This window comes from candidate division WOR-3 bacterium (assembly GCA_016934535.1).
GTDB lineage: Bacteria > SDB-A > SDB-A > SDB-A > SDB-A > JAFGIG01.
The window spans coordinates 12012-27876 of record JAFGSQ010000015.1 but is presented as its reverse complement, the minus strand read 5'-3'; the positions used below and the strand labels follow the sequence as shown (position 1 = coordinate 27876).

The window sequence follows — 15865 nt, the reverse complement described above, 5'->3', positions numbered from 1 at the left end:
TTATCCTTGCAAAAAACTGATTTTGAAAACCCTGATTGAAAATTTAATCCATTATGATATCATTTTTTAATGCTGGCAATTAAAAATCTGAAAAAATACTACGATAAAACACTCGCAGTCGACGGCGTGAACATCGTGATCCCCGAAGGACGGATTTTCGCCTTTATAGGCCCAAACGGTGCCGGGAAAACCACCACGATAAAAATCCTCGCGACGCTCCTTCTGCCGACGGAAGGCGAAATATCAGTCAACGGTACAGACTTGTTGAAAGAACCCATGAGCATAAAGAAAATAATAGGTTACATACCTGACACTCCGTTTCTGTATGACAAACTTACCGGAAGGGAATTCCTCCAATTCGTCTCGGAACTGTTTTCAATAGAAAGAAAAGAATTCAACAGAAGATTCGCGGAACTCGATGAATATTTGGCATTCGGGGATTGGATAGACAATCTTGTCGAAAGTTATTCGCACGGCATGAAGCAAAGAGTTGCCATAGCCTCTTCTTTGATACACGACCCCTATCTTCTTCTAATAGACGAGCCGATGGTCGGACTTGATCCGCTTTCGGCGAAAAGGGTCAAGGATCTGTTCAGGGATTTCGCTTCCAGGGGAAAAATTGTGTTTCTTTCCACACACACTCTTCCGCTCGCTGAAGACATTGCAGATCTGGTCGGCGTTATAAACAAAGGGAAACTCATATATCAGGGACCTCCCAAAGAACTTACTTCAAAGAAAGAATCCAACCTCGAGGAAATATTCCTCAAAATGATTGCCGAACAGACATGAGATCTCTTTTGCTTCTGAAAATGAGAACGTTAAAAAGAGACGTCTTCGGATTCTCGATTCAAAACATAGTGAAAATTGTTTCTTTCCTCATCGTCATAACTGTTTTTTATACCGGGATTTACGTTTTACTCACTAGAATTTTCGGATTTCTCTACGTAGAAGAATATATAGGCCCTGTCATAATCACGCGCCTGATAGCGATGACTTTCTCGTCCTTTTTTTTCTTTCTCATCATAAGCAATATTATTACATCTATTCCCACGTTCTTCAGGAATCCGGAGGTTGAGTATCTTTTCACTCTCCCGCTTGATTCGAAAAAGATATTTTTCTCCCGCCTCATCGAGAATATCATTTACGCTTCATGGGCGAGTGTCATAGTCGATATTCCCGTCATAACGGCTTATGGAGCGGTGTATCACGGATCTTTCAAATACTACGCCGTTTCGACAGCCTCCCTTTTCATTTTTCTTCTTATCACGGCTTCGCTGGGGATATTCATCATATTCATGCTTTTTCCTGCTTTTCTCAGTTTTTCAAGATTGAAAATAACTTTTTCGGCGTTTGCCGCTTTTTCGTTTCTGATAATCCTGTATCTTTCTCTCAAATTCAACGTTCTGTTCAGAGTTCCGGACATAACGACGATGCAGGGTGTGCTTAATTATATCAAATCCGTTGAGCTGCCAGCTTTCAGGCTGCTTCCATCCGAGTTTTTTACAGAAACAATGAAAACATCGGCGATGCCGGGATTCTCATGGGTAAAGCCTTTCAGCGCCATGATGGCATATTGTGCCGGAAGTTTTTTCCTGCTCGGATTGTCTTCTTTGAGATATAACAAGCTTTTTTTGAGCATTCCGGCGGTTTCGAACAGCTCCGCAAAGAAGACCAAGGGATTTCCGACTGTCAAGGGGAAAATGCTGAGATCAGCAAGAATTCTTGCATACAAAGACCTTCTGTTTTTTTTCAGGGAACCAACACAGTGGGGGCAAAGTCTGATTCTTCTGCTTCTGCTTGTGATTTATCTGCTGGGAATAATAAACTCATCCTTCAACGTCAGTCATCCGGTCTTCATGACCTTCATCGCTTTCGCAAACATCGCCTTTGTTTCTTATCTCATGGTAACCATATCGGTCAGATTTACGTATCCCTCCATAAGCCTTGAAGGCAATTCATTCTGGTTAATGCGGACATACACAGATCTCAAAACTTTTTTGACGACGAAATATTTCATAAACCTTGTCCCTGTTCTGATCATCGGCCTTGTGCTCGTGTCCGTTGGCAATTATTTTCTGAAAACCGGTCCTCTCATTACAATCATTGGTATTTTGAACGTGTTTCTGTTCGCGTGGGGTATAACGGGCATCAATATCGGTATCGGCGGACTGGTCCCTAACTTCAGGGAAAAAAATCCCTCTCGCCTTTCAGCCGGCGCCGGAGGGATAATTTCAGCCGTAATCAGTTTGTTTTATCTTGTTTTTTCACTACTTGTAATGAACCAGTGGGCATACAATTATTTCAGGACCACTTACTTATTCGGCGGAACAATCAATATCAGACTCTTGATAATTTGCCAGTCCATAGTTGCTTTGTTGACTGTCATCTTCGCTTCTGTTTTTCCTCTCTCGGCGTTGAGATCGCTGAAAAAAATAAACCTGTGACTGAATTTTCCACCCATGGCTAAATTCGTTCCTTCTTCTTCGGCGACGGTTGAGACGCTGGATAAGAAAAGCAGATTCATCGCTTTTCTAACACCCGTCGAAAGTGACGAAGACATCAAAAAAATCCTCTCCGCCCGAAAATCGGCGATTAAAAACGCCAATCATCATCCTTTCGCATTCATCGCAGGAGCTAAAAAAAAATATTCCGACGACGGCGAACCATCCGGAACTTCCGGCAAACCTATTCTCTCTTGCATAGAGAGGGCATCGCTTTTTGAAACTCTCATAGTCGTGAGCAGGATTTTCGGAGGCATAAAACTCGGCGCGGCAGGTTTGACGAGAGCTTATGTAAAAGCGGCCTCTCTGGCAGTATCCCGCGCACACCTCAAAGAGCTCGTCAGCGTAATCGATTACGAGATCGTTTGCGATTACAGAGAGTTTGAGGAATTTAAAAAACTAATCGGACCATTCAGGATATACTGCCAGGATGACTCTTATACTGAAAAAGTACGGTCTCGTTTTTCTCTGATCGAATCAGACGAAAAAACTTTCGCGAAAGCTTTCGCCTCAGCGAAAAATATGATCCCTCAAGCGCTGAAGAAGGGAAAAAGAGAAATATATGTGGAATAATTATGAAACGGCTATCTGAAAAATCCGGCAAGAGGCCCTTTATCCACGTCAATTCTGGCGGCATCGGAAAATTTTCTTTTTTCGGGAATAAAATAAACACCTTTGGCCAGGCAGTAAACCGTTTTGTCGCCGTCTTCTATTGAAGATTCACAAATTACCGACCGGCGTTTTATTCCGACGACTTTTCCTCTGGCCTTATACTCCCTGTCGAGCGATACCGGTAATTTGTATTTTAATTCCATGGACATTGTGACTGTCATAATTTGCATTTTTACGAAAGAAGCCCAGAACATCACTTCGTCCAGGATTGTTCCCGCAATTCCTCCATGGAGCATTCCGGGAAATCCTTCGAACCTCTGTTTCGCGTCGAACAGAGCGAATACTTCGCCTTCTTCTTCGTAAAATTGGAGTTGAAGTCCGTGAGGATTGTGAGGAGAACAAGCAAAACAGCAGTAGTTATCTAGAAGAAGAAATGGATTCTTTACTTTTTTCATACAAGATATGATAATAACGGATGATGATAAAAATGTCAAAATACTACTTCTTGCTTACGCTTCTAATTTCCGGTTGTGTTTCTTACTCTTTCCATGGAGGCACTTTCCCTCCGAAATCCGGGAGTATATCCATACCCGTGGCCGACAACACTTCCGGAATGTACGGAATAGAACAGGACTTCACCGAAACTGTCAGGAACGCCTTCATAAAAGATTCTCGACTTCATCTCACAGATTCAAGAGATTCCGACCTTGTTCTTCACCTCAAAGTCTCAGCTTACACTAACGAGGTTTTCTCATATACATCAGACGAGAAAATCGAACAATACAAAGTATCCATTGCGGTAAACGTGACTTATATAAACAATACGGATAATGACACTATCTGGAAAGACAAAGTAATTATTGCAAACGGCATATATTCTGCATATAATGAAACTGAAGATGACGGAAAAAAGTTGGCTTATGAAGATTTTTCAAAAATCCTCATTTCTTTGATGACAGAAAACTGGTAAACTTCGCGGAACGTTTTGAAAAGGAGTCAAAAATGAGAGACACAACCAAAACAAAAATGGATCTTATAAATGAAGTGGCAGAATCCACGGGTTTTCCTAAGAAAGATACGAGCATTATTGTTAATGCCTTCATAGACGCCCTCGTCGGCACGATAGCAAGACACGAAAGAGTCGAGATAAGGGGCTTCGGCGTGTTCAAGGTAAAAAGCAGAAAAGGAAGAAGCGCCATAAATCCCAGAACAAAACAGATGATGAACATTCCGGATCATCCGGCGCCTACATTCAAACCGGCAAGATTTATTAAAGAATCAGTAAAAAAATGATTGATTGGAGGAACTTTGCCCTGCGGAAGAAAAAGAAAGCTGCAAAAAATACGCACTCATAAACTCAAGAAAAAACGCAGACTCAACAGACACAAAAAGAAAATCAGGTAAATAAATCTTTCCCTGAAATAAACTCGTGCCCGTGGCTCAACAGGATAGAGCGGCGGATTCCGGATCCGCAGGTTGAAGGTTCAAGTCCTTTCGGGCACGGAGAAATATGCATGATAAGATATGCTGCCTTCGGATTGATGTCGACACCAAAGCCGGCCTGAAAGCCGGTGTCCCCGAGATCCTTAAAACTCTCGCCCGGCAAAGTGCGAAGGCTTCTTTCTTTCTTACGACCGGACCTGACGATTTCGCAGTATCGGCCCTGAGAGTTTTCAGAGAAAAAGATTTCCTTGAAAAAATAATTACGCTCAAAAGTTCATACATCAACCTGGCTTCTGGAAATCAATCGTCCGGTTTGAGGAAAACAGCCGAGAGCATTCTGTCGGATGGACACGAAATAGGCCTTCACGGGTATTCGCATTTCAGATGGATAGCATTTTTCAACACCGAAAAATCCAAATTTTTTTTCAAGCGCATGTTACAGGGAATTGATGAATTCATCTCCTCCACAGGTTTTTCACCCTCTTTTTCCGGAGCTCCCGGCTGGAAAGCGTCCGTAGAACTTCTTCGCATGCAAGATTCCCTCGGCTTCGAATTCGCCAGCGATGTCAGGGCAAATGCGCCTTTTTATCCCTTGACAGAAAACGGAACACGCCTCAAAACACTGCAGATACCTGTGACTCTTCCCACTCTCGACGAATGCCTGGTCTCAAAAATATCTATAAATCCTGCATTCAAAGACGGAGATGTATATTGCGCTCACGCCGAACTCGAAGGCATAAAATACAAATACTTTTTCGAAAAAATACTCCGTAAAAACAAAAATGCGGGAATCTCTTTTCTGCCTCTGAGCTCGCTGAAAGAAAGGGGCAAAGGTGAATACAGAAAAATCCGGACATCTTCTGTTCCAGGCAGAAACAATCCATTATCGGTTGCATGAAAAATAAAATTCTTCTTCTGTCGCCTTCTCAAAAACAGCTCTACGCCGGAAAGATTCCTTATCCTCATCTCGGGCTCCTTTTTCTGTCGTCGGCTCTTGAAAATGCGGGATTCACAACAGAGCTCGTGCAGGAGGATTTCGCGGAAAAAAAACAATTAATTCATAAACTCACCCGGAACGACACTCTCGCTGTTTTTGCAACCTGCACAACTCCTCTTTTCACCAGAATACGCAGCATTTCCAGGACTTTAAAAAAATTAAACGGTCCGCCCGTAATTCTCGGAGGGCCGCACGCCTCGGCTTACGGAATGTCATCTGTAACTGAAGGAATAAGAGCCGCAGTCAGGGGCGAGGGGGAAAAAGCCGCCGTTGAGATAGCCCTCCGGCTTTCAGATAATTCAGACTTGTCCGGAATCGAAGGCGTGCTGACTGAAGACGGAGAAACACCGGCCGCTTCTCTGGTAGAAGATCTCGACTCTCTTCCTTTCCCTAATTACCGTCTTGTCAGCGACTGGAAAAGATTCAAACCGCCCGAATCCCGTGACGCTCCCGCCATACCTGTATCTTTCAGCAGAGGATGCGGAGGCAACTGTATTTTTTGTTCGACACCGAATATCTGGGGCAGAAAAGTCCGAAGAATGTCTCCTGAAAGGGCTATATGTCTCGTCGAATATCTTGTTTCGGAATTTAAAGCCAGGGAGATACACATAACTGACGACGATTTCACGGGAGACAGAGAATGGACCGAGGATTTTCTCTACCTGACGAGAAAAAAAAATCTGCCTGTAAAATTCTACTTCATGAACGGCATCAGACCTTCAAACATAGACAAAGACCTGCTTCTTTGCATGAAAAGCGCCAATTTCATCAACGCCGGTTTCGGCATCGAAACTGCATCGGAGAGCATATACAGGACAATAGGAAAGACGGTCAGCATGCAAAAATACGAAGAGGCGATATATCTTTCCTCGAAGAATGGTCTGACCACGTGGGTTTTTTACGTTTTCGGTCTACCAGGAGAAACCAAAGAAACCGTCGAAAAAAACGTATTACATTCCATTTCGTCGAAGGCTCATTTTGCCAAATTTTTCATACTCCAGCCGTATAAAGGAACAAGAATAAACGAATTGTATTCGAAAATGGGTTTTTTAAGCGGAGAACCTGAGAAAGGCCTTTACGAGAACACCAATCTTCAACTGCCTGGTTTTTCCGGAGGGGAACTTGAAAAACTGCTCAAAAAAGCTTACCTAAAATTTTATCTCAACCCGAAAAAAATTTTCAACATAATTAGACGCGGTCACGCTTTCAGCTCCGGTTCTTTTTTATCTGACGTTAAATTCGTGTTTCACATGATGAAAGGCTGAATGGGTAAAAAAAGATTTTTTCTGGAGTTAATTCCTCCTCTTGCTGTTTTTGCTATTTCTGTTTCCGCGTATTTTTTCTTCTCGTGTCCGGGTTTGTTCTGGGAAGACTCCCCCCAGATGGACATTGTCGCCAGAACCCTTTCCATAACTCACTCCCCCGGACATCCTCTTTATTCAATCATGGGAAGGATTTCGGTCATTATCTTCGGATCGTTCACTTCCCCTTCAAGATCCGTGGTGCTTGCAAGCGTTTTATATTCATCTCTGTCTCTTTTTGTTTATTCGTTTCTTTTGGCCCGTTCCGGCAGATCTTTTCTTTCAAGCATTGGCGCTCCGTTGATTTTCGGCTTTTCAATGCCCGTTTTCCATTATTCCACAGTTGCAGAAACGTACTGTCTTTTCGCGGCCGGGCTTTGCTTTTTCCCTCTGGTTTTCGGCAGCAGAAAGCAATTCGCTCTTTACAGCTACATTCTGGGTCTTTTTTCGGGAGCCAGCATACTTATCGCAATTATATTTCCCGTAACGGCGGCATTTTGCTTTTTCAAGGATAAAAACGTCCGTTTTTTATTTCTAAACATTTTTCTGTTCTCTATGGGTTTCTCAATTTACTTATTTATTTTTTTCAGAAGCCAGGCCGGCCCCCCTCTTGACTGGGGAAATCCTGAGAACTTCAAAAATTTTTACGGCATGCTTACTATGAAAGAATTCAGAGGTGATTTCTTTTCAGGTTTTCTGGCGCAAAAGAACCTGTTCACAACCGTCGTCACTGTTTCGAAAAATCTTCTCTTCAATTCAGCTTTCGCCGGAATCATTCTCTGGGCGGCAGGTTTTATTTCAATTTTAAAAAAGAACGGCGCCTGTGCCCTGACGATTCCGGTTCTCTTTCTCGCGTTTCTTGTTTTCGCACTAAACGCAGGGAGAGGTCCGGATTTTGAAGCTTATCTGATCCCTCTGTACTTTTTCGCTTCATACACTGCGTCACATTCAGACGATCTTGTTAAATTCAGACGGTTCGCCGGCTTTTTCCTGATAATAACAGCAATTTTTAATTTTTTAATCCATCACCCTCCGCTCGAGAGAAGAAACTCATCCGGAGCGCATTCTTACATGAATTTTATGCTTGAAAAAATCCCGGAAAATTCTGTCGTGTACTGCGAAAACACCAACGAGTATTTTCTCCTTCTCAACGCGAAAATTACTCAAGGAGAAAGGACAGACCTGACATTAATTTTTTCTGATCTCCTCGATGAGAAATGGTACATTGAATCTCTTGGTGAAATTTCCGGTCATCTTTGCGACGCAGGGGCGCTGATGAATTACTGTCTGGAAAAATCGCTTCCTCTTGTATATTTCCCTTCTTCAAAAACAAAATCCCTTTCTTCGGTTTTCACTCCTAAAAGTTGTTATTTCCTTTTTAACGGTGACGATAAATCTCCCGAAACAGCTTACAGAATAATTTATGACCCGGAACCGGCGTCTCAGAATCACCAAAGAGTCATCTGGGAAAACCAGATGAATTTCTTTTTTTCCACTCAAGATATTCCCCGTCTTTTACCGGTTCTCGATTCGCTCAACGCCAATTATTCTTTCTGGCAATACCGGCTCAACAGGGCAAAAATCCGCATGATCTGCCTGGGCGCCGACATAACAAGGGAAGAAGCGAAAGAAATTTCTGTTGACCTGGAAAAAGCACTCGCTCTGGGATCTGACAAAGACGACATTTATTACCTCAGAGCACACCTTTGCATTCTGACGGGAGAATTCGAAGAAGCCGCCCAAGCGGTGAGACTGATGAGTGACTCACCTGATAAATACGAAGCGTCAATCAACCTGCTTCTGGCGATCGGTGACGTTCAGGAGGCGAAGCGAGAACTCATGAAAGCTTCGGTTAAATGGCCCGAAGACCAAAGATTTCTGGAACTGAAAAGAATTCTCGGTCCATGACTGATTCGCGCTCTTATAAAGAACACGGATTCGTTGTATAATAAATTTTTTAACAAATGAACAACACATGCACAGAATAAAAAAAATAATTCAGTCTTCGATGAGATCACTCGGCAATTTCAACTTATTCGATCTCAGACACCCCTGGCTCAAATTTGTTCTTTTTGTAACCCTTTTAACCATATCAGGCGTCGGAATACTCTCTTACGTGATGACCCAGAAAGTCATAAACGACATAAAAAAATCAGAAGAAGTAGTCGCTCAGGGATACGCTTCACTCATGACATTTTTTACGACTCAGGTCGCTCAGGATCCTTCCAACGAAAAGATATTCCTCGAAGGAAAAAGGATCATAGCTTCGATACCCATCCCTGTAGTCATAACGGAACCGGATGGTAAACCTAGAGCGTGGAGGAACATAGGTATATATCCGGACGCAGTGTCGAGCGAAGAACTTGACACCACAGACATTTTCGCGACGGACAATCCCGTCATACTCGAGATAGTTGAAATCTACGAAAAAATGGACAAAATAAACGAACCGATACCGATTTACGTCGAAGTCGGCGAAATCCGACTGACTGCGGCTTACCTCCATTACGGCAATCCGCCTTTTTTAAAAACAATAAACCTTCTGCCGCTGATACAGACGGGACTGCTGATAGCTTTGCTTTTTACACTTTTGATATCCCTGAGAATCGCCAGAAACTGGGAAAGGGACAATGTCTGGATGATAATGGCCAAAGAGACCGCCCATCAACTCGCGACGCCCTTTTCTTCAATCATGGGATGGATAGAATTTTTCAGGGCAGATCCTTCCACACTGGAGGAAGGTTTGGACAGCATTCAGCGCGACCTTTTGAGGATGAACAACATAATCAAGAGATTCAGCCGCATAGGGACGTCTCCCACAATGATGTCAATAAACCTCGACGAGATAGTAAGGAATTCGGTGGAATATTTTTCCAAAAGACTGCCTACCCTCGGACACAATGTAAATCTCACCTACGATCCTGTCGGGAACTGCCCGGTGACAGGCGATGCAGAGCTTCTTTCCTGGGTAATCGAGAACATAATAAAAAATTCCCTCGACGCAATGAACAAAGACACCGGAGAAATTTCGATATCTCTGGGCACGGACGACAAGAAACGCAAAGCCGTTCTCAGAATATCGGACAACGGAAAGGGTATGACTAAAAAACAATCTGCAAAAGTATTCGACCTGGGCTACACGTCAAAAAAATACGGCTGGGGAATGGGATTGACGCTTTCTAAAAGAATCATAGAAACCATGCACGAAGGAAGAATATACGTGGAAAGCTCAAAACCTGATTACGGCACGGTCTTCGCCGTCGAGCTCAAGCTTTCGTCATAGTTTTTCGGCGATAACCACTGTGCATTTGGATGAAAACGATCTGCCGTCAGCAAGTTTAGCGTTCAAAAGCAGAACATAAATACCGGGCGGCAAATTATTTCCCGAGTCGTCCCTGCCGTCCCAGATAAAATACTGGGTCATTTCAGGTATAAAACTTTCGAAAGTTCTCAAAACACTACCGGATATGTCAAAAATTTTCAGTTTCATATTTTCCGGATAAGTCCCTAGTGAGACTGCGATTATGCAGTTTTCGTCCACCATGTCACCGTCAGGAGAGAACGGATTGGGCGTGACCGATATCGCACCTTCAAGATCAGGTAAAACTGACTGAACGGAATTTTTCGCGCCCGGGGTCGCTTTGGCCGGTGAAACGCATCTCGCCCAATTGCCTGGATCGTCAGAAGAAATTTCGTCGCAAACTCTTTCAAGGCTGAAACCTCTTTCCCAAGACGTAAAAGAGTACTTTAAAGCGTCAATTTTTGTTCCCAAGGGCTCTAAAACCAGGATTGAATCGTCAAAATTGCCTAAAACCGGCCATATCTTCGGCTGGAACAGCAAACCCTGAAAAGCCGTGTATTGCGTCCTGAAGGACGCCGAATCTTCACAAAGGACTAAATATCCGTACTGATCCACAATAATTTCCGCAAAAGCCGTATCTTTTCCGCTCAGGAGAAGGCACTGAACAGAGCAAGACCTGTCGTACCTGTTACGGAGTTCGATCCATTCACCCGAACAATCAGGGGCGAACATGACTTCAGATATTATCAACTGGCCGGGAACATGGCCAAATCTGACAAGTTTTGAAGCTTCTGCATCCAATGCCCTGACAAACAAAGTAAACAATCCGGCTGGAGGATCAAGCCATACCAATGCTACTGAATCCGCGTACCCGGGAAAAAGGTCTCTACTGTAAGCCGTTTCTCCTGAAAAGATCAAACTGTCTGAATAAAAAATGTATTTAGTCCGGAATGCAACAACGGAAAACCCGCCAACAGTGTCAGAGCCGAGATTTTCAAGACGAACAGTCAAAGTGCACGGTTCACCCGGAGTCGTTCCAGAAAATCTCATAAACTCAGGATCTATAACTAAATTACCGCAGTAAACACTGTTGATTTTTCCAGGAGTACAGGAATCGGCGGAAGGGCGCCATGCCCTATCCGAATCTTCCACCGAAGGATTAATTCTTTCCGAAGAAACTCCGTCTCCTGGGTCGAAAGGAACCGAGTCGAGACTGTCCCAGGGCGTTCCGTATGTTGATATGACAATCAACGAGCTATCGAGAAGCAAAACAGGGTCTGAAGTAGCCAACCCGTTGCCAAGTGTCGTGTTGCCAACTGTCACAATAAGAGTTCCGTCGCCAAATCTGTACGGCTGATAAAACGTCTGATCTCCGGAATCCGTGTATTCGGGATCGAGAATCACTGCAAAATTTCCGGGTTGAAGAATTGTAGAGCCCCAAATCACATTCTGTGCCATTAAAGAGGTGTCGTTCCAGGCAATTATGACATCGGTCGCGTCACCGTCGCTGATCAGAAGTTTTGAGATGTCATAAGGATCAGATGAGTCGTTGAAAAGCTCTATGAACTCGTTCCTGTCGCCCGGAGAACCCTGAACGGATTCGCTTCCCCTCGGGTTAGCCATTACTTCGTTGATAACAATCTGTTCTGCAACAAGAGTTTCACTACACAACATATTGACAAAAAAGCATATCAATAGTAAAATTACAGAATTATGAGTGTAAAAACCGAAGTGAACACGAGAAAGTGGTCCAAGGCCCTTGAAGACCTCCATGAAATCGCCGTCAAGCTCGGTGTCGAAGTCATATACGACAGGATAAGCGGTGAAGGCGGTTTTTGCAGAGTTCATGACAAACCTGTCATTGTTTTAAACCGAATATACAGTCCGCAGTCTCTCGTCGCAATATTCATAAAAAACCTCGGCGCTCATTATTCCCTCGAAGAAGTATATCTTTCCCCCTTTCTAAGAAGCCTTGTCGAAAAAAGATCCGTTTCCCACGCGAGCTGAATCGGCAGGAAAAATTCACCTGTGAAGGGGTTCACCGAGCGCGACCCTTGCAGCTTCCGGGATCACTTCGCACAGAGAAGGATGGACGTGAACCGTACGAGCCAAGTCCTCCAACCTGAGGCCAAGTCTGACGGCGAGCGATATTTCTCCAATGAGCAGGTCCGCAGAGGCTCCTGCAATTTGTCCTCCCATAACAGCGTGATCCTCCTTTCTGGCGACAATTCGGGCAAAACCCTCTATCATACCTGATGATACGGCCTTTCCGTTGGCTGAAAAAGGAAATTCTCCCCATATACAAGTTATGCCCCTTTCTTCTGCTTCACGGGGATTGAGTCCGACCGAGGCGACTTCGGGATCTGAAAAAACACAGGACGGCACGGCGGCTAAATTCTTCTTTTCAGTTTTTTCTCCGAGCATGGCTGAAACGGCGACTTCGGCTTCGTGCGAAGCCTTGTGCGCCAAATACGGTTCACCGGCGACATCTCCTATTGCCCATATTCCATCGATGTTCGTTCTGCACAAATCATCAGTCAGTATATGTCCGCGTGAGTCCCTTTTAAAAACCAGCGGGTCAGCTATCACCGAATCAGGTTTTCTCCCTGTCGCAATCAAAACTTTTTCAGTCTCAACTACATCTCCGCCGCTCAAAAAACTTTTCACCATGTTCCCTTGAATTTCGCATTTCTCCAGCGATTTTCCGGTCAAAACGACGGCTTTTTTCTTTTTCAAGGATTCGGCTATGACAGCGCTGACTCTGTCATCTTTCAGCAGAGGCAGAATCGAACCGAGCATTTCAACGAGCACTACGCGCTTGCCTATAGATGACCAGTAAGTCGCCATCTCGACTCCTATAACACCAGCGCCAACTACCAGAATGCTCTCTGGCGATCTCTGTTCCGTGACTGCCTGGTCTGAACTAATTATTTTTTCTCCGTCAAATCTCGCAGGAGGGATATCGGCGGATCTGGAACCGGTCGCGATGATTATATTTTCCGATTCCAGAACATTGTTTTTGCACACAGTTTTTCCTTTTGATACAGAAACAGCGGTGTCCCTGATGATGTCTACGCCTCTATTGGCCAGGAGATTTTCTATTCCTTTAACGAGTTTTGAAACAGTGAGCGATCTGTGTCTGTCTGCGGCGTTCTCGTCAAAGGAGATGTTTTCCGCCGCGAGGCCGTATCTTTTTCCGCCCGAGGCCGATGTTAGAACTGAAGAGCAGTAAAGCATCGCTTTTGTCGGTATGCATCCGACGTTCAGACAGACTCCGCCGACCTTTTTTTCTTCAACGAGAGCAGTCTTGAGACCCTTTCGAGCGCTTTCGAGTGCCGCAACATACCCTCCCGGCCCTCCTCCGATTATTACGACTTCATACATTTATATCTCCTTTTTTTTATTAAAAAAACAATGGCGTAGACAAAAGAACATAATACTGAAATAATTCCTACTTTGCCGCCTACAACTGCTGTATAAGGACTCTTCACTGTTCTGACTCCGACTCTGCCGAAAAGGATGTCAGGAGTGTCCGGTTCGGTTGAAGCGATTATTCTTCCTTGAGGATCGACAATATAAGATACTCCTTTGTTGGCGCATCTAACTCCCCACATTCTGTTTTCGACTGCTCTCAATATGAACATGTCGGCGTGCTGTCTGGGACCAGCCGAGTGGCCGAACCATTGGTCGTCAGTGACATTTACTATGAAGTTCGCGCCTTTTTCAACGAGACCTCTGTAGTAATCCTCAAAAGCCGACTCGTAGCAAATGCCTGCTCCAAAACAGACTCCGTCAATGCAGGGAAGAAGTTCATTTTTTCCCGGCAGATAATCACTCTGACCTAAATTGAGAGAGGTGATGAAAGGAAAGACGTCGTCAAAAGGCAGATGCTCGCCGAACGGGACCAGATATATTTTATCGTGTCTTGCTATGACACTACCCCGACCGTCGATCAAAAAAACAGAATTCGTCGGTCTGTAATAGTCTCTGAATCCGACCAAGTCCTGAGCCCCTACCAAAACGGCTTTTCCGTAGGTTTTCGCTGAATCTGAGAGGGGCATTGAATTCGGAAACATAGCCGGACATATAGACTTAACAGGCCAGGGCCAACTCGTCTCTGGCATTATGACGATGTCTCCGTCGAACAGGTTAAAAGAACGGGAAACAAAATCCATGATGATTTCCGTCCTACGCATCCTGGCCTTTTCGTCTTCACTCCCTTTCAGATCCTGAGACACGTTGGGTTGAATGACGGAGACCAGTATCCAGTCTTCTTCGCCGTCATGATTTTTCATTGAAAGAGTTCCGAATACAAGATTGACAAGCAAAATCAGAGTGAAAAACAGGGAAGCATATTTTTTTTTCAAAAAAATCATTGCGGTGAGAGAATTTACAGAGGCCAGCCACATCACCAGAAGATAAATTCCGCCTACAGAAGTGATCTGTATCAGCAGAGGATTTCTCGCGAGAGAATAAGCCGTCATCCCCCACGGGAATCCGACCTGAGAAGTCTGCGACCGGATGAATTCGAAAGCAGTCCAAAGAAAAGACGACAAAAGAACGAAATGAAAGGGATTTTTTGCTCTCGACAAAAAATATGCATAAAGACCTGTATAAATTGAAAGATAAAAACATAATACAATGTAACCAACGTAAAGAAATATTTTAACGTGGCCGGTTATTGAAAGTTCGGTTATCCAGGAAAGAAGAAGAGAATAAAATATCAGTCCTGTCAAAAATCCTTTCAGGAACGAATGATTTTTTTTCCCGTAAACTGATATCAACAGAGGAACCATGGCTACAAGCATCAATAAACCCAAACCAGCGGGCGGAAAACTGAGAAACAATAAGACTCCGGACAGCGCCGGGAGAAAAAACTGCCTACTCGTCCTTAAAAGGGCCTGTATTTCATGCTCCTGTCGAATAAATCTTTTGAATCAAGCAAAGATTAAAAAATGAAAACCGATGCGCCTATCGGCAGAAGGCTGTCTGCGACTTCGAGGTCATCTTCCTTAAGTCTAATACACCCGTGAGAATAGACTCCCCTGCCTATTTGTCCTTTGTGAATTAAAATTCCGTCGCCGAGATTGAGAGCGTAATTTCCAAGAGCCCCGGGAACGGCTCTTACCATGAGTTTTTCCTCTTCCGGCAGGCTGTCGTAAAACACTATTGACTGCTGAAAATTCAAAGTGTCGGGTATCACTATCCACTCGCTGTCGTGAGGCACGGCAAGTCCCTGCTCTTTCCAGAACCAATTAGGTCTAATCCAGTAGGGTTCCGTTTTTTTGGCGAGTATTCTCCTTTCGCCGACGGGAGTGTGAAAACTGAATTTTTCCCCTGCTCTGGTGACTTCTCCGACTCCCGTAGCACACGAACCTTCCCAGATGATCTTGTCCCGTTTTTTTATCCAGAAATGCTGTCGGCTTAAATTTATAATCATGTAATATTCGTCAGTCTTTAGAGATTGATTTTCAAGTTCGAGATTCTCAACAAGATATTCAAGATTTGAAAATGAACCGACAAAACCCGATATCACATAATTCAAACTGTCTCTTTTGCCTTCAAAATAGGCTGCTCTTTCGACCGAGTGCGTCGTTTTCCTGTACTGAAAAAAGATCATGGATGCTTCGAGAACGACCAGGACGGCCAGAATCGTTATAGTAATGTTTTTTATGTTTTTCATAAGGTCTATTTTATTTATTATTCGGTG

General features: G+C 44.0%; 15 protein-coding genes and 1 tRNA gene. 11 read left to right on the top strand and 5 right to left on the bottom strand.

Annotation, left to right across the window (positions count from 1 at the left end):
• The first annotated feature begins 69 nt into the window (after positions 1–69).
• The 3 genes from JXL83_02760 to JXL83_02750 are packed head-to-tail and all read left to right on the top strand — an operon-like array spanning position 70 to position 3074.
• Positions 70–789, top strand: a complete 720-nt coding sequence (locus tag JXL83_02760; protein ID MBN2363032.1) for an ABC transporter ATP-binding protein — start codon at positions 70–72, stop codon at positions 787–789.
• Positions 786–2444: a hypothetical protein gene (locus tag JXL83_02755; GenBank protein MBN2363031.1), complete on the top strand. Its 1659-nt coding sequence runs from the start codon at positions 786–788 to the stop codon at positions 2442–2444. The genes JXL83_02760 and JXL83_02755 overlap by 4 nt, the downstream gene beginning before the upstream one ends.
• A 15-nt stretch (positions 2445–2459) precedes the next feature.
• Positions 2460–3074: a YigZ family protein gene (locus JXL83_02750; GenBank protein ID MBN2363030.1), complete on the top strand. Its 615-nt coding sequence runs from the start codon at positions 2460–2462 to the stop codon at positions 3072–3074.
• A gap of 11 nt (positions 3075–3085) precedes the next feature.
• Here JXL83_02750 and JXL83_02745 read toward each other — a convergent pair whose 3' ends face one another.
• Positions 3086–3568 carry a PaaI family thioesterase gene (locus JXL83_02745; GenBank protein ID MBN2363029.1) on the bottom strand — a complete coding sequence of 161 codons (483 nt, stop codon included), beginning with the start codon at positions 3566–3568 and terminating at the stop codon, positions 3086–3088.
• Between the two features lie 32 nt (positions 3569–3600).
• Between JXL83_02745 and JXL83_02740 the strand changes: the two genes are divergently transcribed.
• The 7 genes from JXL83_02740 to JXL83_02710 all read left to right on the top strand — a co-directional run bounded on the left by JXL83_02740 (position 3601) and on the right by JXL83_02710 (position 10137).
• On the top strand, positions 3601–4083 hold the full coding sequence (locus JXL83_02740; GenBank protein ID MBN2363028.1) for an LptE family protein: 483 nt from the start codon (positions 3601–3603) through the stop codon (positions 4081–4083).
• A gap of 32 nt (positions 4084–4115) precedes the next feature.
• Positions 4116–4406, top strand: a complete 291-nt coding sequence (locus JXL83_02735; GenBank protein ID MBN2363027.1) for an HU family DNA-binding protein — start codon at positions 4116–4118, stop codon at positions 4404–4406.
• 136 nt (positions 4407–4542) lie between these two features.
• Positions 4543–4616 (top strand) — tRNA-Arg (locus tag JXL83_02730).
• Between the two features lie 7 nt (positions 4617–4623).
• Positions 4624–5454, top strand: a complete 831-nt coding sequence (locus tag JXL83_02725) for a polysaccharide deacetylase family protein (protein MBN2363026.1) — start codon at positions 4624–4626, stop codon at positions 5452–5454.
• On the top strand, positions 5451–6818 hold the full coding sequence (locus tag JXL83_02720; protein ID MBN2363025.1) for a B12-binding domain-containing radical SAM protein: 1368 nt from the start codon (positions 5451–5453) through the stop codon (positions 6816–6818). The genes JXL83_02725 and JXL83_02720 overlap by 4 nt, the downstream gene beginning before the upstream one ends.
• Positions 6819–8762: a DUF2723 domain-containing protein gene (locus JXL83_02715; protein ID MBN2363024.1), complete on the top strand. Its 1944-nt coding sequence runs from the start codon at positions 6819–6821 to the stop codon at positions 8760–8762.
• A gap of 67 nt (positions 8763–8829) precedes the next feature.
• Positions 8830–10137 (top strand): HAMP domain-containing histidine kinase, encoded by a 1308-nt coding sequence (locus JXL83_02710; GenBank protein MBN2363023.1) that lies wholly within the window; start codon positions 8830–8832, stop codon positions 10135–10137.
• Here JXL83_02710 and JXL83_02705 read toward each other — a convergent pair.
• Positions 10132–11829: a lamin tail domain-containing protein gene (locus JXL83_02705; GenBank protein MBN2363022.1), complete on the bottom strand. Its 1698-nt coding sequence runs from the start codon at positions 11827–11829 to the stop codon at positions 10132–10134. The genes JXL83_02710 and JXL83_02705 overlap by 6 nt on opposite strands.
• A 39-nt stretch (positions 11830–11868) precedes the next feature.
• Between JXL83_02705 and JXL83_02700 the strand changes: the two genes are divergently transcribed.
• Positions 11869–12162, top strand: a complete 294-nt coding sequence (locus JXL83_02700; protein ID MBN2363021.1) for a hypothetical protein — start codon at positions 11869–11871, stop codon at positions 12160–12162.
• A gap of 15 nt (positions 12163–12177) precedes the next feature.
• Here the strand turns inward: JXL83_02700 and lpdA are convergent, their stop codons facing one another.
• The 3 genes from lpdA to JXL83_02685 all read right to left on the bottom strand — a co-directional run bounded on the left by lpdA (position 12178) and on the right by JXL83_02685 (position 15838).
• On the bottom strand, positions 12178–13539 hold the full coding sequence (gene lpdA / locus JXL83_02695; GenBank protein MBN2363020.1) for a dihydrolipoyl dehydrogenase: 1362 nt from the start codon (positions 13537–13539) through the stop codon (positions 12178–12180).
• Positions 13524–15002: an apolipoprotein N-acyltransferase gene (gene lnt / locus JXL83_02690; GenBank protein MBN2363019.1), complete on the bottom strand. Its 1479-nt coding sequence runs from the start codon at positions 15000–15002 to the stop codon at positions 13524–13526. Before lnt ends, lpdA begins: the two co-directional genes overlap by 16 nt.
• A gap of 101 nt (positions 15003–15103) precedes the next feature.
• Complete coding sequence (locus JXL83_02685; protein ID MBN2363018.1) at positions 15104–15838, bottom strand: L,D-transpeptidase; 735 nt, start codon at positions 15836–15838, stop codon at positions 15104–15106.
• Between the last annotated feature and the right edge of the window lie 27 nt (positions 15839–15865).